Below are 23,448 nucleotides of genomic sequence, written 5' to 3' on the forward strand. Positions count from 1 at the left end.
CTACTTGATCGAAGATCCGTGCTGCGTCAACGGCATGACCTCGATGGTCATGTACGGGAACAGGGGCAGGTTCCAGAGAATCTCATGGAGTTCGTCAGCCGACTCGACATCGAAGATGCTGATGTTGCTGAACTGTCCCACAATTCGCCACAGATGCACCCACTTTCCCTGTCGCTGAAGGTCTTGCGAGTACGCCTTCTCCGTTGCGACGGTATCGGCGCGTATTTCCGGATCCAGGTCGCGCGGAATATCGACGTCCATCCGAACGTGAAAGAGTGCCATGTTCTTCTATCCTCTAGTTCCTGGTCCAGGTCTTGACGGCGTCCATGTTCAGTTCGACTCCCAGGCCAGGTCCGGCGGGGAGGTGCAACTGACCCTCGGAATACTTCAGGGGTTCCTGAAGCAACTCTTCACTGAAGAGCAGTGGGCCGAAAAGCTCTGTTCCGAAGTTGATTCCGGGCTCGGCGCACGCGAAGTGCAACGAAGCGGCGGTGCCGATCGGGCCTTCGATGGACGTCGCACCGTGGCACGCGATACCGGCGGCCTTGGCAATCGCGACGATGTCGCGGCTGCGCTGGAGGCCACCACATTTGGTGGTCTTGAGGGCGATGACATCGGCGGCGCTCCGGCGGGCGATTTCCAGAGCGTCGTGTGGGGTCTGCACACTCTCGTCGGCCATGATCGGAATCGGTAGAAGCCTACTGAGTTCGGCGAGGACCTCGATTTGGTCTGCCGGAGTGGGTTGTTCGATCAGTTCGACTCCACCCTCGGCGAGTTGTGGCAAGTACCGCAGGGCAGTGAAGCGATCCCACCGTGCGTTGACGTCGACACGGACTCCGGCGTGGCCGTCCAGCGCCTGCGCGATGTTGACGATGCGCGCGACGTCGACTGCTGGATCGAGTGCTCCCATCTTGAGTTTGAAGCTGAAATTGAGCCGGGATTCGAGCTTTTCGTGAGCTTCCTCGATGATCTCGTCCGCCGGCGCAGCACCCAGTGCCCACGTGACGTCGACACTCTCGCGGAAAGCCCCGCCGAGGAGCGTGTGCACGGGGACTCCCAGGCTACGCGCCCAGGCGTCGTGCAACGCCACGTCGACGGCGGCCTTCGCGAATCGTGCATTGGCAACAACTTTTTCGATGTCGGCCATGATCGCGGTGATGTGATCCACGCGCCTGCCGACCACCACGGGAGCGATGTACTTCTCGATGATGACCTGCATCGTCTCCACCGATTCGCCACCCCACCACGGCCCGCCCGGAACGACTCCTTCGCCGTATCCGATCACCCCGTCGGAGGTGCGAATCGCGACCAGCAACAACGGCTGCGCCGTCATCGACGTGGTGGCGAACTTGTGGGGGCGAACCAGCGGAACGTCGAGGATGGTCGTCTCGATGGAGACGATCGACAGGTCTGTCATCAAATCACTTTCTTCAGAGCAGTTGTGGATCAGGCCGGATCGAGCACGAAGTCGTATGTGACCCGGTTGGTTCCGTCGGCACCTGGCTTCGGATCGAGAATCAGTTCGGGCTTCGTCGCCGTTGCCACGTCGTTCTCGATCCACTCTCCATCCTTGAAATAGAGCTGGGTGGTGATGGTGCGCTTACCGGGAGCCTTCACCATGAGGTGCAGGTGAGCCGGACGCCACGGGTGCCAGCCGGCCTTCTCGATGAACCAGCCGGTGGGGCCGTCGGTCGGGATCTGGTACGGCGCAGGCTGAATCGTGGTGATCTCGAAGCGTCCCTCGTCGTCGGCGACGATCGTTCCGCGGAGGTTGCCGTCGGGGATGTGCGGCGCGAAATGGGAGTAGTAGCCCTCGTCGTCCGCGTGCCAGAGTTCGACGGTTGCACCGCCCAACCCCTTGCCGTCGAGATCGCGAACCTGGCCCTCGAAGACCAGCTTCGATCCAACCTCGTTGTCACGCATCGGAAGTTCACACTTGGCAGGCAACGTCTTGGCATCGGCAACGTAGTACGGGCCCTCGATGCTTCCCTTGGTGCCGTGCTGGCCGCGGTACGCGACCTCCTCGACGTTGTGCTCGAGGAAGACGTCCAGCCACAGGGGCCACTCGCCGAACTGGCCGATGTCGATGAGCCACTGCTTGAGGACGCGGTACTCGGGGTAGGTGATGCCGTGCTTGTCGATGACGCCTGCGAGTGCCTCGAGCACGTCCTTGGCGATGGCCGAGACGCGTTCGGGCGGGGTGTCCGCGCTGACTCGTTCCTGGAGGAACTTGTCGGTGGCGGCAGTACCCGAACCTACTGCGGTGGGGCTCTCGGAAGTGGTCATGTGGTCCTCCTCGGGGCCGTATGTGGCTGTTACCGGGTGGGTGCCGTACTGCTGGGCTGCGTCGGCTCCCCAAGTTTGGGTTGTACGCTCTGCGTACATCTGTTACGCTGTGCGTACGCTTGTACTGTGCGCCCAGTCACAAGGTTTGTCAACCTTCGAAGGCGTCGATCGGGCATACCCGCAGATGAAAGGCCATTCCGTGAGCGAGAACGATCGCGATTACATCCAGAGCATCGAGCGTGGATTTGCTGTGCTGACGGCCTTCGACGAGAAGAACCCCAACCCGTCGCTCGCCGATCTTGCCGCCGAAACGGGTCTCTCCCGCCCCGCGGTCCGGCGCATCCTCCTCACGCTGCAGAAGCTCGGATACGTCACCGGCAACAACAGTCGGTGGTCGCTCACCCCACGCGTTCTGAGTATCGGGCAGCACTTCTCGGCATCACATGCTTTGACAGAGGCGGCGCTCCCTCGTCTGTTGGAGATCGCAGAACACACCCACGAGTCGGCGTCGCTCGGGGTGCTCGACGGTGTCGACGTGGTCTACGCCGCGCGTGTACCCGTCCGGCGGATCATGAGCATCAACGTCAGCGTCGGCACCCGAGTGCCTGCATATGCCACCTCCATGGGTCGAGCCCTGCTAGCTTGGGCGCCAACCGAAATCGTCGACAACGTCATCGCGAACTCCACGTTCGACGCCCTCACACCCACCACGATCACCGACGAAGGCGCATTCCATACCGCCCTCCGGGTGGTGCGCGAGCAGGGATACGCGCTCACATCGGAGGAACTGGAAGACGGCCTGATTTCCCTCGCTGCTCCCGTCCGCGACGCCGGTGGAAGCGTCGTCGGAGTGACAGCGTGTTCGACCTCGGCCGGACGAACATCCCCGGAAGCTTTCCGCGCCGACGTCGCGCCTTTCCTCGTCGAGAAGGCGAACCAACTCAGCGCGGACATGGGGTACCGAAGCTAGCGCCTCAACACCTCGGAAGGCAGCAATCCGTACTTACGCCGAAAGGACGACGCGAACCGTCCGGTGTGCGTGAAACCCCATCTCACAGCGACATCGGTGACCGTCGTCGAGTCGTCGGCATCCACCAGATCTGCATGGACCCGCGCGAGACGGATGTCGAGCAGGCATTCCGACGGACTCCGGCCCACGTACTGCCGAAATCCCTCCTGCAATCTCCGTACGCTGACGCCCGCCACCTCCGCCATCTCGGCTGCGGTCCACACGCGGGCCGGGTCGTCGTGCATCTCGTCGAGCACCCGCTTGACGATGCGTGGCCTGGCGTGTCGCACCGCGTCCTCGCTTTCGGGCATTGCGGCAAGGACGAATGCCGTGACCACGGCGCCGGAGAGCTGACCTGCGACCAGTTCGTTGTGCAGCACGCCGACCGGGCCGAGTATCTGATCCGACAGTGAGCGAACAAATTTCAGCCATCTGGCTCCGTCGTCGCCCCGAAGATCCACCTGATCAGGCAAGTGCATTCCGGGTCGACCGAGAACCTTTTCCATCTCACGGTCGAGGTACTGACGGTCCATCCGGACTCCGACGATCTCGCAGTCCGCACTCCACCGCGTAATTCTTGTCGTGATGTCGGGTGGACATACCGTCGCAACACCCTGCGTCGAGAGCACGTGCGAGCCCGCGAACACCGACTCGAGCTCGCCCGAGAGCGGGATGTTCACCCCATAGGCACCGGGATGATCGGATTCGACGGCGACGTCTGCTCCCCACCGAATATGAGCGATCCTCAGCGGTCCCAACTCGGTGGTGCACACCCCGACTCCACTGGCCGCATGCCGAGACAACGGCGTCAGCGTGTGCGGAAAGTAGGCGTCCGAAACCGCATGACACGCCTCGTCCCAGTCGCGGGGAGCAGTACCGATCATGGAGTCGACCATCGTCCTTCTTCACCTTCCAAACCCGTGACCAGCCACATTGCCGAGCAAGGGCGCTGAACATCATTGAACACTGTGTCCCCGGTCACTTCCAAGAGAAAACGGGTACGGGCCGCGATCGGGTGCGCAATCCGGATAGCCACCGCGCTGTACGGATCGACCGAAGCCTGCGCCCGCCGTACGTTCGTCTTCACTCCCGGCGCGAGTCGCCCACTACTTCCCTCCCGCACTTCGCGGCACTCTCACTCAACCGCCATCCGACAAGGAGGTCCGGTCATGGAACAAAATCAGCTTCGAGGAATCTTCGGTCAATTCGCGAGCGGCGTCACCGTCATCACCTGTACCAATGCCGACGGTCAACCACACGGAGCCACGGTCACCGCATTCACGGCCATTTCCCTGGAACCACGGCTGTGCCAGATCACGATGACTCGCAAGTCCAAGGCGTGCGGCTACCTCGGCAACGCGCCGTTTGCGGTCAACATCCTTGCCTCCGACCAAGTGGACACGGCCATGCATTTTGCCGGCCGACCGCAGCGCACCGAACCGAGGTGGATCGACGGACCGACCGCTCCCCTGCTCGACGGCGCCGCAGCAACCATCTCGTGCGTCCCGTGGAGGGAGTACGACGGCGGTGACCACATCATCTTCATCGGCGAGATCGTCGACGCTCAGTCGAGTGGCAAGGATCCGCTTCTGTTCTACCGAAGCACTTTTCACGATCTAGGCGCTACCTCGTCGACCACAGTCTGGAACGGAAGTCAGGACGACCCCCACAGCGGCTGGTTCGACGCCACCACTTCGTTCACCCCGATTCATCTTCAGCCCGCACCCCAAACGATCTGAAAGGCTTTGCCATGACGACCACCGAAATTCCTCCCACCGGCGTCGATCCCGCAGATTCCGGAGCGCCACAGGTCAATCCGGCCGCCGACTGCGAAGCCAACCGTACGAAGAACTTCGCCACCCGACCGATGACCGGTGACGAGTACATCTCGAGCCTGCAGGACGGCCGCGAGATCTGGCTTCACGGTGATCGCGTCAAGGACGTCACGACGCACCCCGCGTTCCGGAATCCGATCCGCATGACCGCGAGGCTGTACGACGCTCTGCATACGGGCGAGCACGTGGACGCCTTGACCGTTCCGACGGACACGGGCAACGGCGGTGTCACCATGCCGTTCTTCCGCACTCCGACGTCGTCGGCCGATCTGCTCAAGGAACGCGATGCCATAGCGACGTGGGCTCGTATGACCTACGGCTGGATGGGCCGTTCCCCCGACTACAAGGCGAGTTTCCTGGGCACCCTCCACGCCAACAAGGAGTTGTACGCACCGTTCCAGGACAACGCCGAACGCTGGTACCGCGAATCGCAGGAGAAAGTTCTGTACTGGAACCACGCGATCATCAATCCCCCGGTGGATCGCCAACTTCCACCGGACGAGGTCGGTGACGTCTTCATGAAGGTGGAGAAGGAAACCGACGCAGGTTTGATCGTCAGCGGCGCCAAAGTGGTCGCCACCGGATCGGCGATCACGAACTACAACTTCATCGCTCACTACGGTCTGCCGATCAAGAAGAAGCAGTTCGCCCTGATCTGCACGGTACCGATGGACGCGCCGGGTGTGAAGCTGATCTGCCGCACCTCGTACACCGAACATGCTGCGGTGATGGGCAGTCCGTTCGATTATCCGCTGTCGAGTCGCATGGACGAGAACGACACCATCTTCGTCTTCGACAAGGTGTTGGTTCCGTGGGAAAACGTCTTCATGTACGGCGACGTCGACCGGATCAACGCATTCTTCCCTCAATCAGGCTTCCTGCCGCGCTTCACCTTTCAGGGCTGCACTCGCCTGGCCGTCAAGCTCGACTTCATCGCCGGACTGTTGATGAAGGCACTCGAAGCCACCGGCGCCGGCGGCTTCCGCGGAGTCCAGACCCGTGTCGGTGAGGTGATCGGGTGGCGAAACCTCTTCTGGTCGTTGACCGAATCGATGGCACGCGATCCCGAACAGTGGGTCGGCGATTCGGTGATCCCGAAGCTCGAGTACGGCCTCACCTATCGAATGTTCATGATCCAGGGGTACCCGCGGATCAAGGAGATCATCGAACAGGACGTCGCGTCGGGCTTGATCTACCTGCCTTCGAGTTCACTCGACTTCAAGAGCCCGGACGTGCGTCCGTACCTCGACAAGTACGTTCGCGGTTCCGACGGCATCACCGCCGTCGACCGCGTGAAAGTCATGAAGGCGCTGTGGGATTCGATCGGGACCGAGTTCGGCGGCCGACACGAACTCTACGAGCGCAACTACTCCGGCAATCACGAGAACGTCAAAGCCGAACTGCTGTTCGCAGCCCAGAATCGTGGACACGCAAGTTCCATGAAGGGACTGGCCGAGCAGTGCTTGAGTGAATACGACCTCGACGGCTGGACGGTCCCTGACCTCATCGGCAACGACGACGTCTCGTTCTTCAAGAACCGGTAATCCCCTCGGCAGGTAGGGCGGACTCGCGATGTCGAGTCCGCCCTGCTCGTCGTCTTCAGCAGGCATGGCCCATCAGCAGAATTCGACGAACACTGCACCCTTGGTCAGGACTAGGCAATTGCCTAGTGTGACCCGAGACACACGATGTCAAGGTGAATTCAGTACCGGACGCAGCCCCGTCCGGAAAGCGGGTCCCACCGATTTGGTCCGACAGCCCTCGGCTTTCTCGGTAGGCGCCCACTCTTATCTGGAGGACACCCATGACGGATATGTTGGATGCTGCCCGCGGCACCGACCAGTTCGCGAACATCCGCGCCGCCCTCGACGACGCGCTCGTCGAGGACCCGGAGACCGGCCGCTACCAGGTGCGGCGCAGCGTCTTCACGGACGAGCAACTGTTCGAACTCGAGATGACGCACATCTTCGAAGGCAATTGGATCTACCTCGCGCACGAGAGCCAGATCCCGAACGTCGGCGACTACTTCACCACCTACATGGGCCGTCAGCCCATCGTGATCACCCGCAACAAGGACGGCGAATTGGGTGCGCTGATCAACGCATGCAGCCACCGCGGTGCGATGCTCTGTCGCCGTAAGACCGACAACCGAACCACCTTCACCTGCCCGTTCCACGGCTGGACCTTCAACAACAGCGGAAAACTCCTCAAGGCCAAGGACGCTCGCACCGGTGGCTATCCGGAGCAGTTCAACAAAGACGGCTCACACGACCTGACCCGGGTGGCGCGGTTCGAGAACTATCGCGGCTTCCTCTTCGGCAGCCTCAACCCCGACGTGCTGCCACTCGAAGAGCACCTCGGTGACACCACGAAGGTCATCGACATGATCGTCGATCAGTCACCTGACGGACTCGAAGTTCTGCGCGGTGCATCCACCTACACCTACGACGGCAACTGGAAGTTGCAGACCGAGAACGGTGCCGACGGCTACCACGTGTCTTCGACGCACTGGAACTACGCCGCTACCACCGCTCGCCGCACCGCCGGTGAATCGTCCAACGAGACCAAAGCCATGGACGCCGGCACCTGGGGGAAGCAGGGCGGTGGATACTTCTCCTACGACTACGGCCACCTCCTGCTCTGGATGTGGTGGGGCAATCCCGAGGACCGACCCCTGTTCGAACGCAAAGCAGAACTGGAGGCTCAGTTCGGTTCCAAGAAGGCCGAATTCATGGTCGGTGCGTCGAGAAACCTCTGCCTGTATCCGAACGTCTACCTCATGGATCAATTCAGCAGCCAGATCCGGCACTTCCGTCCGATCTCCGTGGACCAGACCGAAGTCACCATCTACTGCATCGCGCCCAAGGGAGAGAGCGCCGAAGCGCGCAGCAACCGCATCCGTCAGTACGAGGACTTCTTCAATGCCAGCGGTATGGCCACCCCGGACGATCTCGAAGAGTTCCGTTCCTGCCAGAAGACCTACCAGGCAGCCGGCGCCCCGTGGAACGACCTCAGCCGTGGCGTCACACACCAGATTCCCGGTCCGAACGACGTCGCGAAGGATCTCGGCATGAATCGCGTGCTCTCGAGCGGAGCCAAGACCGAGGACGAAGGCTTGTATCCCATTCAGCACGGGTACTGGCGCGACGCCATGCTTGCGGCCGTAGATGCCGAGCAAGCCGCTTCCAACCGGACCATCTGAGGACGATCACCATGACTGTCACCACCACCAATGCCGTCGCCCTCGAAACAGTGCAGCAGTTTCTCTACCGTGAGGCTCGCTATCTGGACGATCGCGAGTTCGAGAAGTGGATCGAGTGCTACCACCCCGATTCCGAGTACTGGATGCCCGCATGGGCGGACGACGGCGAGCTGACCACGGACCCGGCCGCAGAGATCTCCCTGATCTACTACCCGAATCGCGGCGGTATCGAGGACCGCGTGTTCCGAATCAGGACTGACCGTTCCAGCGCGACAAGCCTTCCCGAGCCCCGCACCGGTCACAACATCACCAACGTGGAAGTGATCGAAGAACGCGGCTTCGTCGTCGACGTCCGCTTCAATTGGTTCACGCTGTACTTCCGCTACAACACAGTCGACACCTACTTCGGCACCTCGCACTACACGATCGACTTCTCGGGCGAGCAGCCGTTGATCATGAAGAAGAAGGTAGTCCTCAAGAACGACTACATCCATCACGTGGTCGACATCTACCACTTCTGACACGACTTCCCTTCGAATCGAGCTGTTTCCCATGAGCATTCAAGCTGCGCCGACCTTTCAAGTAGCCCTGAGTTTCGAAGACGGCATCACCCGCTTCGTCGAATGCAACACCGACGAGACCGTCGCGGACGCATCGTACCGCGCACGAATCAACATTCCGCTCGACTGCCGCGACGGAGCATGTGGCACCTGCAAATCACTCTGTGAGTCAGGTACTTTCGACGCCGGCGACTACATCGAGGAGGCCCTGACGGACGACGAGGCCGAGCAGGGATACTGCCTTCCGTGCCAGATGGTGCCGGAATCTGATCTCGTGCTGCAGATTCCCACCACGTCGGCGGTCGCCAAGACCACTGCCGGTTCGTACACGTCCACCATCACCGAGATCATTCGCCATTCGGATTCCACGGTGGGTTTCACCGTCGCAGTCGACAACCGCGCAGATCTGGTCTTCCTCCCCGGTCAGTACGTGAACATCCTCGTTCCCGGAACCGAAGCGACGCGGTCGTACTCGTTCAGCTCCGGCCCTGAGGTCGCGTCGGCGTCGTTCCTGGTCAAGATCACCCCGGGTGGTCTGATGTCCGAGTATCTCAGTCAGCGTGCGCAGGTAGGCGACACTCTCGAATTGACCGGACCGATGGGTAGCTTCTTCCTCCGGTCAGGTCAACGGAGAGCCCTACTGCTTGCCGGTGGAACCGGCTTGGCCCCGCTGCTCTCCATACTGGAGAAGATGCGTACCGAAAGCTCCACTCGGCCCGTCCATCTGGTCTACGGCGTCAGCTCCAACACCGATCTCGTCGAACTCGACAAACTGCACGACTACGCGAAGTCTCTACCCCAGTTCACCTTCGACTACTGCGTATCCGATCCCGACAGCACAGCACCGAACAAGGGCTATGTCACGGGCTTGATCGAGCCCGATCACCTCGACGACGGCAACGTAGACGTCTACCTGTGCGGCCCGCCGCCGATGGTCGAAGCCGTACGTCTGCACTTCAAGGACGTATCGATCACACCCACGAACTTCTACTTCGAAAAGTTCAACAATGCGGCAGCACCGGCTGATTCACCGGCAGCCTCGGCCGAAGAATCAGCTGCCGGCACGTACGAGATCGGTGAAGAACATCTGCCGGTCACGGAGTCGGACGCACAGTTCGACGCTCGGATGGCCCTCGAACTCGGAGCAATGGAACTCACGATCGGCCGCCTCACTCCGGCACAGTTGACGGAGTACCGCATTCTGGCGGAGAACTCGGCTGCTTCCATCGACCGCGATCACTTCACGGACGCAGCGGCATTCACCGAAACCAATGCCCTGTTCCACGACTTCCTCTTCCGCTGCACCGGAAACGAAGTGCTGCTGCAGGCATACCACCGTCTCGAGGTCACACAACTGATGAACCGAGTGCTCCGCACCGCCGATTGGGTGGACGAACATGTCGCGGAGGATCACTCACGTATCGTGAGTGCATTCGAGCAGAATGATCGCGCCGCGGCCCGTGATCTGATCGTCCAGCACAGCGAACACGCCAAGTCGACGATGCACCGCGCAATCACCGACGCTCGGGAAAGTGTGGCGTCGTGAGCACGAGATTCTTCGCCGGCCGGTTCGACGACCGGGTCGTGGTCGTCACCGGAGCGGCTCAGGGGATCGGGCGCAGCGTTGCCGAAAGAGTCTCCGCAGAAGGTGGTTCCGTCGCGCTTGTGGATCGAGCTGAACTGGTTCACGACATCGCGACACCGCTGGAGCGTTCCCATTCGGTGACCGCGGACCTCGAGACGTTCGAAGGTGCCCAGAATGCAATAGATTCCGCATTGGAGCGCTTCGGACGCATCGACGTCCTGATCAACAACGTCGGTGGGACCATCTGGGCCAAACCCTACGAGCACTACACGCCGCAGCAGATACAAGCCGAGGTCACACGATCACTGTTCCCCACGCTCTGGACGTGTCGCGCCGTACTGCCCCATCTGATCGAGCAGGCGAGCGGCACCATCGTCAACGTCTCCTCGGTCGCCACCCGCGGTGTCAACCGTGTTCCTTACGCGGCGGCCAAGGGCGGGGTCAGCGCGATCACCGCTGCACTGGCGATGGAAGTCGCACAGTACGGAATACGCGTCGTGGCAACCGCTCCCGGCGGAACCGAGGCGCCACCACGCGTCGTGGCACGCGGGCCGGGTGCCGAGACCGACGAGGAGAAGGCCTGGTACCAGCAGATCGTCGACCAGACCGTCGACTCGTCGCTACTCAAGCGTTACGGCACCCTGGACGAACAGGCTGCTGCTATCACTTTCCTTGCCTCCGAAGAGGCTTCGTATGTCACCGGAACGGTTCTGCCCGTCGCCGGTGGCGACCTCGGCTGAATCCAGCCTCCCCCGATTCCTGATCTCTCGAACGGAGATTCGCCATGTCCTCGATCGAACGTGGTTCCTGGGCCAGTGCCCGCCATCGCTCGTCAGTGTTGTGGGTGGTCACCATCGCCGCCATTGCCATTCTGTTCGACGGATACGACCTGGTCGTGTACGGCACGATCCTGCCCGTACTCATGGACGACCCCAGCCATATCGGCACCTTGACCGCATCTCAGGCCGGCGCGTTGGGTTCGTATGCACTCGTCGGAGTGATGGTCGGCGCACTGACGTGTGGAGCTATCGGCGATCACTTCGGTCGCCGAAAGATGATGCTGGTCAACATCATCTGGTTCTCGGTCGGAATGGCACTGGCAGCGTTCGCCACCAGCATCACCACCTTCGGTCTGCTGCGGTTCTTCACCGGCATCGGAGTCGGTGGGCTTGTCGCCACCGCCGGAGCCATGATTGCCGAGTTCGCGCCGCCGGGACGCCGCAATCTGTTCAACGCCATCGTCTACAGCGGTGTCCCGGCCGGTGGCGTCATGGCTTCCGTCCTGGCGATCGTTCTCCGTGATTCCATCGGATGGCGCGGACTGTTCCTCGTCGGCGCCCTGCCATTGGTGTTCCTGTTCCCACTCGCCTGGTTCAAACTGCCCGAGTCTCCCGCGTGGCTGATTGCTCGCGGACGTGTCGACGAAGCTCGCGCCATTTCCTCGAAAACCGGAATTCCATTGCCTGCCGGTACAGATCGACCCAACGACGCCGTAGCTGAGAAGGTCGGCTTCCGAGCGTTGGCGAGCAGACAATATGTCTGGGGCACCGCGCTTCTCGGCCTCATGAGCTTCGCCGGCCTCCTCCTGACCTACGGACTGAACACCTGGCTGCCCAAGATCATGGAAAACGCGGGATACAACGCGAAGGGTTCGCTCTCGTTCCTGTTGGTACTCAACGGCGGTGCCATCATCGGTGGACTTCTCGCCTCCAAGATCGCGGACGTCACCGGTCCACAGCGGGTTGTCGCAACCACCTTCGGCCTGGCCGCACTCGCCCTGCTCCTGTTCACATTCGGGTTCCCGCTTCCCGTACTCCTCGCCTCCGTTGCCATCGCGGGTGTCGGAACCATCGGTACTCAGGTTCTGATCTACGGATTCGTGTCCAACTACTATTCGACGGCCGCTCGGGCCGCAGGTGTCGCGTGGTGCGCCGGATTCGGACGTCTGGGCGGGATATTCGGGCCACTGATCGGCGGAAGTTTGATCAGCGCCGGAATCAGTTCCGAATCGGCGTTCTACGTCTTCGCCGGCATCGCGGTGATTGGCGCCATCGTCACCTTCTTCGTGCCGAAGCAAGCACCCGACCTGGGTGCCACTGCACTTCGATCCGATGGAGACCGTGCCGAAAAGGAAACCCGTGGTGAGCCCGGCGTTACGGTAGTCGGGTGACACTTCGTGACCTGTTGCTCGGCCGAGAACGCGAGCTCGCCGTTCTCGGCCGAGCCTTGGCCGCGGCAGAGACAGGAGTGCCGACTCTCGTGCTGGTCGAGGGCGATGCCGGTAGCGGTAAGTCCACTCTCGTCGACCGGTTCGCCGAAATCTCTTCCGCTCATACGCTCCGCCGCGCTCGTGGGCTGGAGTGGGAATCGAACACTGCCTTCGGAGTGATCGATCAACTACTCGAACGTCCGGTTTCCAACTCGGACCCGGTCGCCGTTGCACACGAGATCGTCGACGCAGCGGAGCAACTGACCCTGATCGTCGTCGACGATGCCCATCACAGCGATGTCAGCTCGCTTCAGGCAATCACCTCCGCCCTCCATCGAGGCCGAACGGCACCACTGCTGTTCGTCCTCGTCGCCGAGGAAACGCCGTTCCTGCGCGAGGATGTCAGGCAGATTCTCGACCTGCACTGGTCGACGCGATTGCACATCAGCCCGATCGACGCACCCGTCATCATCGACATCGCGCGCATGCGAAGCGGAATCGACCTCAGCTCCGGCGTCGCGCTTGCCCTTCAGGACTTCACCGCGGGCAACACACTCGACATCGTCTCGCTTCTCGACGAGCTGCCACCTACCTATTGGACCCAGTGGCACCGAACTTTGCCCGTCCCTCGCCATCGTGCAGTATCGATCGCCGCCGCCCTCGCTACGTGTTCGGCGGGAGCACTAACGTTGATCGAAGCCGCAGCAGTTGTCGGGCGCAGCACGACGTTGTCGCATCTTGCTCAGCTGGCCGAAATCGACGACGTGGTCGGCGCCTTGGACAGCGCCTTCGCCAGCGGCCTCCTTTCTGTCCACGAGCAGCACGGCAGCACCGAGGTGTCACTGAGCAGCACGATGGTCACGGCCGCAGTGCGCGGGGCGTTGGGACCCGCGCACTTGCATCTGCTGCACACACGCGCAGCCGAGATCGCTTGGGGAGAAGGTGAACGGCTTTTCCACCTTGCCGCTGCCAGCACCACCCATGACGAGGACCTCGCCGCCGAACTCGTTGCGTACGCATCACTACGAGCATCCGACGGCGCGTGGTCGGAAGTCGCCGACGCCATGGTCACGGCAAGCCGTCTCACCACGGCCCGAACCGAACACGAGGACCGACTGCTCCGCGGAGTCGACGCGCTGACCGGATCGGGTGACATCCCCCGCGCCATGGTCTTCGTGCCGGAGATCGAGAGTATTTCGCGCGGGCCTCTCCGCGACGCCGTCCTCGGCTACCTCGCCATCCATAGAGGGCGACCGACCGAGGCCGCCGATCTTCTGACCAGAGCGTGGGACAGCTGCAGCGTGGATCGTGAGCCAGGCATCGCTGCGATGATCGCCCAACGAATGGTCCTGCATTCTCTGGCTCGGCTCGATGGCACGGCGCTCGTCGAGTGGGTTGACCGCGCAGTCGAATTGGTGGGCCCTTCTGATCCCGCAGCAGTGGAGTCCGAAGCGATCAAGGGTCTCGGGCTCGGTGCTACCGGAAGAACCGAGAATGCGCTCGCGGCATACGCCGAACTCTCCGATCGTGTCCGCCCCGGAGCCCAAGCACAGCGCTTCCAGATGGGACGCGGATGGCTCGAGCTTGCGTTGGACCACCCGGAGTCCGCCAGACGCGACCTCGAAAGCGCGGTGTCCACAGAGTTTTCCAGTGGTTCGGCAAGAATCTCACTGTGGGCACAGGCCTGGCTCGCCCGCACTCAATTCGCTCTCGGCGCCTGGGACGAAGCGCTCTCGACCGTCGAGGGCGCCGGTGCCGAGGTGGATCGGTTCGAGATCGAGATCATCCGGCCGTTGGTCCACTGGTCGGGAGCACAGATTCACGCTCTGCGCGGCAACTGGGAACTGGCCCGTGACCATGTGCGACGTGCGTACGCCGGCATTCACGCCTACGAAATCATGTATGTTCCTGCACTTCTCGCCAGGGCCCAGGTTGCCGAGGCCGCCGCCGACTACGCCGAAGTTCTGGTGGCGCTGGCTCCGCTCACCTCGAGCAAGGCGCAACAATGGCTCGACGAGCCGGGCTTCTGGCCGTGGGTCGATCTCTACGCCAATGCATTGGTCATGGTCGGGCGAGCTGATGATGCCGACGCCTTTCTGCAACCACACGAGCAGACCGCACGACGTCGGGAGCACCGCTCAGCTGCGGCACGTCTCGGCTACGTTCGCGGCCGGATCCACGGCGCACGGGGCGAACTCGACTCGGCAAGAGAAAGTTTCGATGCTGCACTACTCGGCATCGAGACGCTGCCGCTCCCCTACGACCGAGCCCGAATCAATTTTGCCTACGGCCAAACTCTCCGCCGGGCCGGGAAACGCGCGGAGGCCGACGTCGTCCTCCGCGCCGCCCGCGAGCTGTATCACTCGTTGGGCGCCGCTACTTACGTCGAGCGCTGCGAGCGCGAACTCCGCGCGGGCGGGTTGAACCTCTCGCGGACGGAGAAGGGAATCACCGACCTGACCCCGCAAGAACGAGCCGTCGCCGACCTTGTCGCAGCGGGCAAGTCCAACAAGGAAGCTGCCGGCGAATTGTTCCTCTCCGTCAAGACCATTCAATATCACCTCACGCGCGCGTACGCGAAACTCGGACTGCGATCACGGAGCGAACTCGCGGCTTTGTTCCGCGACCGAGGGCTTTCGGATCCGCATCAGGAGAACTGAGAACATGCCGGACACTACGACGACCGCGCCCGTTCGCGTCGTCACCGAGCCACTCCCCCAACCGCTCTACGGCCCGAAGCGGGTCTTGCGCGACTTCGGCGGAACGTCCATTGCCAACGGAATCATCGGCATCGTCTTCTCGGCCACCGGGCCGGTGGCGGTCATTCTCGCTGCGGGGTTGGCGGGTGGACTGAGTCAAGCTCAATTGGCCTCTTGGCTTTTCGGTGCCTTCTTCGTCAACGGAATTCTCACCATCACGGCTTCCTGGCTGTACCGGCAGCCGCTGGCCTTCTTCTGGACGATTCCCGGAACCGTTGTCGTCGGAGCGTCGTTGGAGCATCTGCCGTGGGAGCAAGTGCTCGGAGCGTTCTTCGCGACCGGCGCCCTGATCTTGCTGTTGGGATTGACAGGGTGGGTCACACCGATCATGGCCGCATTACCCTTGCCCATCGTAATGGCAATGGTGGCAGGCGTTTTCCTTCATTTCGGAACGGATTTGGTCGAAGCGCCCGCCCACGACGCGGTGATCGCCCTGCCGATGATCGCCACCTTTGTCGCTCTGAGCGTGTTCGCCAAGCTGGGAAGATTCGTTCCGCCCGTTCTCGGCGCGTTGATCGTCGGCGTGGTCGTGATACTCGCGGCCGGAAGATTCAACTCCGCCGGCGACGCGCACGAGTGGCTGGCGCATCCGATGCTGACCCCGCCAACCTGGTCTTGGCAGGCGATGATCGAACTGGTTGTACCGCTGGCGATCACAGTCGTCGTCGTGCAGAACGGCCAAGGAATCGCAGTCCTCCGCGCAGCGGGTCATCAACCGCCGATCGGGGCAGCAACGGTTGCCTGCGGTGTGTTCTCTCTCGTGAACGCGGCGGTGGGTTGTGTCTCGACGTGCCTTACCGGGCCGACGAACGCATTGCTCACGGCGTCGGGAGAGCGGACACGCCAATACACCGCCGGAATCTTCTGCGGCTTACTCGCCGTCGTCTTCGGACTGTTCGCCCAGACTTTCGTCGCGATGATGTTGGGAACTCCGACGGCATTCATCGTCACTCTGGGTGGTCTGGCCATGCTCAAGGCCTTACAGGGAGCCTTCGTGACCGCATTCGGCGGGAAATTCACCTTCGGCGCTTTGATCGCGTTCCTCGTGACGATCTCCGACATCGAACTACTCAATATCGGAGCCGCTTTCTGGGGACTCGTCTTCGGGGTCATCGCCTCGCGCATGCTCGAACGAGCCGACTACACCTGACATGCGAATATTCGCATACTCGACTTTGACAATCATTTACATTAAGCAGTAGATCTATACCCATGCACCTCAACACCCGCATGTCGCGGCGCCTCACCCTTGCCACATCAGTAGGCCTCTCACTCGCCCTCGTTACGGGTTGCTCGTCCGACAACAAGGACTCCGCCCAGTCCGAAACCACGACCACGACGTCGGCCGCACCAACCGAACAGGCCTCGGCAACACCACGTCTCGCCGTGTCGTACGACGGCGGCGTCCTGGTGCTGGATGCAACTTCCCTCGACGTGGTCGGCGAGACCGAGATCGACGGCTTCACCCGACTCAACCCGGCCGGCGACGGTCGCCACGTCATGATCTCTGCCGGCGAAGCATTCAAGGTGCTCGACACCGGCACGTGGTCTTCGGCTCACGGTGATCATTCTCATTACTACACAGCCGATCCCGCGATGTCCGAGGTCGAGTTCGCAGCCAACGAGCCCGGACACGTCGTACGCCATGCCGGAAAAACCGTTCTCTTCAACGACGGCTCGGGACTCGTCGAGATCTTCGATCCGGCGCAGTTGGCAAAACGCCAACCCCGCGTCGAGACGTACACCACGCCAGAACCCCATCACGGCGTTGCGGTCGCACTTGCCGACGGCAGCCTGTTGACGACCATCGGAAATTCGGAGTCCCGCAACGGCATTGCCATCCTCGATGCCGACCGCAAGGAAATCCTGCGCAACGAACAGTGCCCCGGTGTCCACGGCGAAGCAGTCGCTGCCGGCGAAGCCATCGTGCTGGGCTGCCAGGACGGGTTGCTCGTGTACAAGAACGGAGCGATCACCAAGGTCCAGAGTCCGGATGCATACGGCCGCATCGGAAATCAGGCAGGCTCAGAGGAGTCGGACATCGTCCTGGGTGACTACAAGACTGACAAGGACGCCGAACTCGAACGTCCGCAACGGGTCTCGCTGACCAACACGACCACGTCCGAACTCAAGCTCGTCGACCTCGGCACCAGCTACACCTTCCGCTCACTCGGCCGCGGACCACACGGAGAGGCACTGGTGCTCGGCACCGACGGCGCCATCCACGTCATCGACCCGAACACCGGCGTCGTCACCAAGAAGATCGCCGTCATAGACGCATGGACCGAGCCCACCAAATGGCAAGAGCCCAGGCCCGCGCTCTTCGTAGAAGATCACACCGCTTACGTCACCGACCCAGCGTCGAAGAAGCTGATCGCAGTCGACCTCGAGGACGGCAGCATCCTGACCGAGACCACTCTCGATCACGCCCCCAACGAATTGACCGGTGTCACCGGCTGATTCCCACCCTCGCTTCGGCCCCCATCTCACACCGAGATGGGGGCCGAAGCCGTTCTCGTCCTTCGCCTACTGACCAGGGAATCTCGATACCCAGGCAATCCTCGAGGTGCTACGAGGCGCACCTCAGAGAATCGAAGCCGTTGTCGCCAGCTCTGCTGGAGCTGAGCGATGAGCAGGACCACGATTGACCGCGGCACAAGTCAGCATGGAATAACTCCGTGTGGAGGTTCGTTGGAGATGGTGTCGGTGTTCGGTTCTTTGCCCCGGGTACCACCCCAGAATTGCCACTTCGAGTGGCCACTTGCCGAGAGGCGCAAGACGGGCACCGACGCGCTGGAGCCGCTGGACACCTGCAGGTGTCCGGCGGCTTCGTCGTGTCCGGGGTCGGACCTCGGTCCGTGACGGTCGAGGTCCACGATGTCGACCGCCGAATCTGCAATAACCGAAAACGCGTGGTTTTCCTACCGGAGGGTGGACACTCGATCATGCGCCAAAGCAGCTATGACCGTCCCTCTGCCGACAGGGCACTCCGATGGCTACTGCTGACATGGGGCCTCGGCAACTCTGTGGTGTGGTGGATCCACCTTTCACGGCGAGGCAGTCGCGCAGTCGAGACGTCACCGATACAGCCGGGCCCGTTCGGGGAGGCCAACTGGCTCGATATGGGAGGTTTCCTCGCATACTCCTCGGCCGCAACCTTGTTGATCATCGCGATTTGGTACGTCGCGGCCCGCAGGTGATCCGCACCGATAGTGTCCATGACATGGACGCCCTTTCACAGTCCGAACGGGAGAATTCGCTAGAGACCGACCGACTGCTTCTGCGACCGTTCCGTGTGCCCGATGCCGTTGTCTTGCGGGAGCTCTGGGGTGAGCGCGATCCTCGTGTCCCACCGCATCGTCGGATCGATTCCGATGGTCGACCCTCCATCGGAGACATCGAGGACCAGATTCGCAGTCGCTCACACCAACCCGGTCTACTGGCGGTGGAGCGTAAAGGATCCCATGACGTCATCGGCTACTGCGGCCTGATCGAGACTGAGCACGGACCTGACGGAGAGCCTGAACTGGCATTCGAATTTCTCCGTAGGGCATGGTGTCAGGGATATGCGACTGAGGCCTCATGGGCGGTAATCCAATGGGCGCAGGCATCAGGCTATCGACGTCTGTGGGCCACGGTCCGTGACTGGAACGGCGCTTCTCGCCGTGTGCTGGAAAAACTCGTATTCGTGGCGACCGACCATGCGGAGCCTCACGAAATCCACGGGGACCTGCTGTTCACGACAAAGGCACTGTGACTGCCTCGGCGACACAGGACTCGATGCCGCAATGACGAAGGTGCTGCGACGCGGTGACTCGGAACGCGCGCCGCAGCACGGGGAGTAGCTAGGCCGGGTTTTCGCCGGCAGCGACGTCGAGGATCCACGTCACCCCGAACGCATCGGTGAGCATGCCGAAACCGGGGCTCCACGCCGCGGCGGCAAGACCCTCGATGATCGATGCACCAGCAGAGAGTTTGGCCCAGTAGTTCTGCACCTCTTCGAGGGTTTCACCGCGAACCGAGACGAAGAACGGTTGGTCAGTGATCGTGGTGCCGTTCTCGCGGTGTGTCGAGCCTGCGTTGCCGGCCGAGCCGCCCGACTGTCCAGGGATGTCGTATGCCATCACACAGAAGCCGTCCTCTGTCTCCACCTGGCCGAACACGACGTTCTCAGCGCCGGGCACCTCCTTGGGCATCCCGAAGTCGCCGTAGGTTGCGATCGTGACCTGGCCACCGAAGACGGACTGGTAGAACTCCAGAGCCTCGCGGGCGTCTCCGCGGAAGTTGAGGTGGGTCGTTGTCTTGATGCTCATGTCTGCTCCTGGTACGAACGTCGCTCGGGTTTTCCCTGACAACGTCGACTCTCACAGCCGTATAGGACTGTTTTCGTCCTAGACTCGTCGTAGTCTCACCGCATGGCGACCACCACTCGACTCTTGAATCTGCTGTCCCTCTTGCAGACGAGACGCGACTGGCCGGGCGCTCTACTCGCCGAGCGGCTCGACATCAGCCATCGCACTGTCCGCCGCGATATCGACCGGCTCAGGGAGATGGGTTACCGCATTGCGGCGACCATGGGCCCGGACGGCGGATACCGACTCGACGCCGGCAGCGAGCTGCCACCCCTGCTGTTCGACGACGATCAGGTCATCGCACTGGCAGTTGCGCTGCAGGCGGCGACGCTGACCGGCGTCGGTATCGAAGAGGATGCGGTTCGAGCGTTGACCACTGTGCGGCAAGTGATGCCGTCGCGTCTGCGCCATCGCCTCGACGCGCTCACGTTCACCACGATTTCGGCCGGTTCCGGCGACGCAGACTCCGTGTCCCCAGAGGTGCTCGTAGCGATTTCCGCTGCAGTCCGCGCTCGCGAGGTGTTCCGCTTCGATTACTCGAACGACCACTCAACCGACAACAGCGAAATAACACCCCCGCGCCGAGTGGAGCCGCATCATCTGGTGACCTCCAAGCGTCGCTGGTACCTCGTCGCGTGGGATCTCGCGCGAGACGACTGGCGAATCTTCCGCGCCGATCGCATCACCCCACGCACCCCGAACGGTCCCCGGTTCACGCCGAAGGAAATCCCCGGCGGCGACGTCAGCGAATACGTGTCCGCGCGCTTCAAAGGATCGGAACATATCAACAATTGGCCGTGCCACGGCAAGGTCGTTCTCCATCGACCAGCCAGTTATGTTCTTCCCTTTGTCGGGGACGGCATCGTCGAAGACCTTGGCCCCGAGCAGTGCAGTCTCGAAGCCGGATCATGGTCTTGGACGGCGCTGGCAGCCTCCTTCAACCGATTCGACACCGACATCGATGTCGTCGGCCCGCCAGAACTTACCCACGCTTTCGCGCAACTCGCCGCCCGCAACGCCGCGACTGCTGAGAGTTAGTCAGTCGTCTCGAATGAGATCCAGGTCTCCAACGCAACCGTGCGCCCGCGGGTTCGTGATAGCTTTCAATTCCTCAGAGGACCTGAGGACTTGAAGACCTGAACGAAGGGATGCCCAAGGAGATGAAGAAGGGGCAAGTTGCATTTCTCACCGGCACACACGTCGTGAACGATCTGTACCAGGGGGCTGTGCCTGCGCTGTTGCCGTTCATGATGCTCGAACGCGGATATTCCTATTCCGCGGTCGCCGGAATCACGCTCGCCGCGACCGGACTATCCAGTGTCGTGCAACCTGCATTCGGCATGCTGGTCGATCGAAAGAGCCGAAACTGGCTGGTACCCACAGGTTTTGTGACGGCCGCAGCAGGCATTGTCGTGGCAGCGATGAGCACCACCTACATCGTCACTTGGCTGGCAATTGCCGTGGCCGGCATCGGCATCGCCGCATACCATCCTCCCGCCACAAATTTGGCACGCGCGGCTGGAGGTCATTCACAGAAAGCCATGAGCGTGTTCTCCGTGGGCGGTACGTTGGGCGCCTCGCTGGCGCCACCGTTTGTCACGCTCGTGGTTGGCTCACTCGGTTTGTCCGGCGGCTATCTACTCGCGGTTCCTGCAGCAGTGGCGGCTATTTGGTGGATGGTCGCCCAGTCGCGATCGGTCAACACGGGTGCGGCCGAGTCAGCCCAGTCGTTGAGTGCGCAACTGGCCGCGAACGGTCCCGTGTCAGACGATTGGCGCTCGTTCACACGACTCGTGCTGGTAACGGTCTGTTGGTCAATTCCGTATGTGACCACACTGTCGTTGGTCTCACCGTTCGTGCTCAACGCACTGAACGGATCGTCCTCGAGCGCTGCAATCGTGTTGTCCTCCTTCACATTGGCGGGAGCGGCCGGAACGCTACTGGGAGGAGTCCTCGCGGACCGTCGTGGTCGACGCGCATCCATCCGACTCGGCTACCTGCTTGCGGTACCTTCACTGGCACTGCTCGCTGCCGCCCCGCACGTAGCAGTTGCCGAATTGGGAATCGTCTGTCTCGGATTTGCTATGTTCCTGCCCTTCGCGCCACAGGTGACATTGGCGCAGGACTACCTACCGAATCGCCCCGGCACAGCAAGTGGGGTGACGCTCGGACTCGCGATGTCCGTGGGGGGCATCGCATCTCCGCTGTTCGGCTACCTGGCAGATCACTTCGGACCGCGCATGGCGATCGGGGCGACAACTGCAGCGCTGTTCGTCGGCGCCGTCATCGCATTCACCTTGCGCGATCGACGCCTCGACCCGGAAGACGAGACGGAGCGCGAACTGGACGTCATCGCCCTTCGATAAACCATAAGACGGCCCCGTAGTCTGAAGATTCATCGGAGGACATGAAGTATTACTCGGTGAGCCGCTCCATTGCGGTTCACCGAGTCAGTCAGGAGCAGTCACATGGCAGTGCGCCAGATCAAGCAGCAGTCGCTGGTACAGAAAGCCGCGGACGAACTTGCGCGCCTCATCGGCGACGGCGAGTGGCCGGTCGGGACCAAAATCCCGAACGAACAGGATCTGAGCACACTCCTCGGAGTCGGGCGTTCGACCGGCAGAGAGGCCGTTCGCGCACTGATTGCGTCGGGCCAGCTCTACTCGCATCAAGGGTCCGGCACCTACGTCATGTCCTCGACACCGGTCACAGAACTCGAGCGAGAACTCAAACGCTCGGACCGCCGCGAAGTCTACGAAGTACGCAGACTCCTGGAAGTGGAAGCGGGCCGCCTGGCTGCCATGCGCCGAACTTCGGCCGACGTCGATCTGTTACAGGCAGCACTCGAAGCCCGTGAAAATGCCTCGACACCAACAGAATTTGTCGACGCTGACATGGAACTACATCGCGCCGTGGTGAATGCTGCGCACAACAGCGTGTTGTCGATGGTGTTCGATTCATTCATCGAAACGCTCCGCAACTCGGCCCTGGACGTGATCACCGACGTCGCGGCGCGAGACCCCGAATCGATCGACGACGAAGCCGCTGCCCACCGAGATCTAGTAGAAGCCATCGTCGCGGGTGATGCCGACGCTGCCAGCGCGGCAACGCGCAGGAACATGGACGGGCTCGACTGACCCTCTCTATCGTTGTCAGGCATGACGTCCACATCGCTCCCTCCACGGGGTCTCCGGATCGGTCTGTCCGCCATCGCGTGGCTAAACCTGCTCTCAGCGCTCGTAGGAATGGCGGGCCTGACGATCGGCGGCGGGATGGGCCTGCCTCCTGAGTGGATCGAGGGAACCGTCTTCCCTTCATATTTCTGGCCCGGAATCCTCCTCGGCGTTGTCGTCGGAGGCATCCAGGCCGCCGCGCTCTTCGCTCAGCACAACAGGTTCCGTCTGACGTGGGGCCTGCACGCCGCCGCCGGCCTGACGATGATGACCTGGATCTTCGTCGAGATAGCCATGATCCTGGCCTGGTCGCCGCTGCAGGGCATCTTCTTCACCACCGGACTCGTCCAGACAACCCTCGCCGTCCTTGCACTCGGCGCCTGGCCCCGCCCCTTCCTTCAACGAACCGACAGCCATCACGGTCAGTGACGAATTATATTGGGATAGAAGGTCACTAGGACCGACCTCGATGCTCTCC

The 23,448-nt window shown here is 62.0% G+C and carries 21 protein-coding genes; 16 read left to right on the top strand and 5 right to left on the bottom strand.

The annotated features are described in order from the left end of the window. The 3 genes from catC to catA are packed head-to-tail and all read right to left on the bottom strand — an operon-like array spanning position 1 to position 2,286. Positions 1-282, bottom strand: coding sequence for a muconolactone Delta-isomerase (catC, locus tag GN300_RS07660; RefSeq protein WP_042925169.1), 282 nt, complete (start codon positions 280-282; stop codon positions 1-3). A 13-nt stretch (positions 283-295) separates the two neighbouring features. Continuing rightward, positions 296-1,417, bottom strand: coding sequence for a muconate/chloromuconate family cycloisomerase (locus GN300_RS07665; protein WP_003940572.1), 1,122 nt, complete (start codon positions 1,415-1,417; stop codon positions 296-298). A gap of 29 nt (positions 1,418-1,446) precedes the next feature. After that, positions 1,447-2,286 (bottom strand): catechol 1,2-dioxygenase, encoded by an 840-nt coding sequence (catA, locus tag GN300_RS07670; protein WP_003940427.1) that lies wholly within the window; start codon positions 2,284-2,286, stop codon positions 1,447-1,449. 199 nt (positions 2,287-2,485) lie between these two features. Here catA and GN300_RS07675 point away from each other — a divergent pair, with 199 nt between their 5' ends. Beyond that, the gene (locus GN300_RS07675) at positions 2,486-3,256 is read left to right on the top strand and encodes an IclR family transcriptional regulator (RefSeq protein WP_003939932.1); all 771 of its coding nucleotides are present in this window, start codon (positions 2,486-2,488) and stop codon (positions 3,254-3,256) included. Here GN300_RS07675 and GN300_RS07680 read toward each other — a convergent pair. Then, positions 3,253-4,191 carry an AraC family transcriptional regulator gene (locus GN300_RS07680; protein ID WP_042447172.1) on the bottom strand — a complete coding sequence of 313 codons (939 nt, stop codon included), beginning with the start codon at positions 4,189-4,191 and terminating at the stop codon, positions 3,253-3,255. The genes GN300_RS07675 and GN300_RS07680 overlap by 4 nt on opposite strands. A gap of 273 nt (positions 4,192-4,464) precedes the next feature. On the opposite strand from GN300_RS07680, the gene GN300_RS07685 reads away from it, so the two are divergent. The 11 genes from GN300_RS07685 (at position 4,465) to GN300_RS07735 (ending at position 19,202) form a co-directional block, all read left to right on the top strand. Then, complete coding sequence (locus GN300_RS07685) at positions 4,465-5,034, top strand: flavin reductase family protein (RefSeq protein ID WP_007729773.1); 570 nt, start codon at positions 4,465-4,467, stop codon at positions 5,032-5,034. 11 nt (positions 5,035-5,045) lie between these two features. Continuing rightward, positions 5,046-6,674 (top strand): 4-hydroxyphenylacetate 3-hydroxylase family protein, encoded by a 1,629-nt coding sequence (locus GN300_RS07690; protein WP_003939685.1) that lies wholly within the window; start codon positions 5,046-5,048, stop codon positions 6,672-6,674. A gap of 260 nt (positions 6,675-6,934) precedes the next feature. After that, positions 6,935-8,332, top strand: coding sequence for a benzoate 1,2-dioxygenase large subunit (gene benA, locus GN300_RS07695; RefSeq protein WP_042447174.1), 1,398 nt, complete (start codon positions 6,935-6,937; stop codon positions 8,330-8,332). Between the two features lie 11 nt (positions 8,333-8,343). Next, positions 8,344-8,853 carry a benzoate 1,2-dioxygenase small subunit gene (gene benB / locus GN300_RS07700; protein WP_003939939.1) on the top strand — a complete coding sequence of 170 codons (510 nt, stop codon included), beginning with the start codon at positions 8,344-8,346 and terminating at the stop codon, positions 8,851-8,853. Positions 8,854-8,884: 31 nt separating this feature from the next. After that, positions 8,885-10,438: a benzoate 1,2-dioxygenase electron transfer component BenC gene (benC, locus tag GN300_RS07705; protein WP_063315590.1), complete on the top strand. Its 1,554-nt coding sequence runs from the start codon at positions 8,885-8,887 to the stop codon at positions 10,436-10,438. After that, complete coding sequence (locus tag GN300_RS07710; RefSeq protein WP_007729779.1) at positions 10,435-11,217, top strand: 1,6-dihydroxycyclohexa-2,4-diene-1-carboxylate dehydrogenase; 783 nt, start codon at positions 10,435-10,437, stop codon at positions 11,215-11,217. The genes benC and GN300_RS07710 overlap by 4 nt, the downstream gene beginning before the upstream one ends. Before the next feature lie 44 nt (positions 11,218-11,261). Next, positions 11,262-12,647, top strand: a complete 1,386-nt coding sequence (locus GN300_RS07715) for an aromatic acid/H+ symport family MFS transporter (RefSeq protein ID WP_047271892.1) — start codon at positions 11,262-11,264, stop codon at positions 12,645-12,647. Continuing rightward, entirely contained in the window at positions 12,644-15,346 is a 2,703-nt protein-coding gene (locus GN300_RS07720; RefSeq protein WP_063315589.1) for a helix-turn-helix transcriptional regulator, read from the top strand. The genes GN300_RS07715 and GN300_RS07720 overlap by 4 nt, the downstream gene beginning before the upstream one ends. Positions 15,347-15,350: 4 nt before the next feature. After that, positions 15,351-16,595 (top strand): benzoate/H(+) symporter BenE family transporter, encoded by a 1,245-nt coding sequence (locus tag GN300_RS07725; protein WP_063315588.1) that lies wholly within the window; start codon positions 15,351-15,353, stop codon positions 16,593-16,595. A 62-nt stretch (positions 16,596-16,657) separates the two neighbouring features. Next, on the top strand, positions 16,658-17,905 hold the full coding sequence (gene aztD / locus GN300_RS07730; protein WP_007729787.1) for a zinc metallochaperone AztD: 1,248 nt from the start codon (positions 16,658-16,660) through the stop codon (positions 17,903-17,905). A 763-nt stretch (positions 17,906-18,668) separates the two neighbouring features. Then, positions 18,669-19,202: a GNAT family N-acetyltransferase gene (locus tag GN300_RS07735; RefSeq protein ID WP_007729791.1), complete on the top strand. Its 534-nt coding sequence runs from the start codon at positions 18,669-18,671 to the stop codon at positions 19,200-19,202. 88 nt (positions 19,203-19,290) lie between these two features. On the opposite strand, the gene GN300_RS07740 is transcribed toward GN300_RS07735, so the two are convergent. Beyond that, on the bottom strand, positions 19,291-19,758 hold the full coding sequence (locus GN300_RS07740; protein WP_063315587.1) for a VOC family protein: 468 nt from the start codon (positions 19,756-19,758) through the stop codon (positions 19,291-19,293). 102 nt (positions 19,759-19,860) lie between these two features. On the opposite strand from GN300_RS07740, the gene GN300_RS07745 reads away from it, so the two are divergent. The 4 genes from GN300_RS07745 (at position 19,861) to GN300_RS07760 (ending at position 23,399) form a co-directional block, all read left to right on the top strand. After that, a complete protein-coding gene (locus GN300_RS07745) occupies positions 19,861-20,835 on the top strand; it encodes a YafY family protein (RefSeq protein WP_063315586.1) in 975 nt (324 codons plus the stop codon). Positions 20,836-20,957: 122 nt separating this feature from the next. After that, complete coding sequence (locus GN300_RS07750; protein WP_063316023.1) at positions 20,958-22,163, top strand: MFS transporter; 1,206 nt, start codon at positions 20,958-20,960, stop codon at positions 22,161-22,163. A gap of 102 nt (positions 22,164-22,265) precedes the next feature. Then, positions 22,266-22,934 carry a FadR/GntR family transcriptional regulator gene (locus GN300_RS07755; protein WP_003939850.1) on the top strand — a complete coding sequence of 223 codons (669 nt, stop codon included), beginning with the start codon at positions 22,266-22,268 and terminating at the stop codon, positions 22,932-22,934. A 21-nt stretch (positions 22,935-22,955) separates the two neighbouring features. Then, positions 22,956-23,399 carry a hypothetical protein gene (locus GN300_RS07760; protein ID WP_232329933.1) on the top strand — a complete coding sequence of 148 codons (444 nt, stop codon included), beginning with the start codon at positions 22,956-22,958 and terminating at the stop codon, positions 23,397-23,399. Positions 23,400-23,448: the final 49 nt, after the last annotated feature.

It is taken from the genome of Rhodococcus sp. Ni2 (assembly GCF_021352185.1).
Lineage (GTDB): Bacteria > Actinomycetota > Actinomycetes > Mycobacteriales > Mycobacteriaceae > Rhodococcus_F > Rhodococcus_F qingshengii.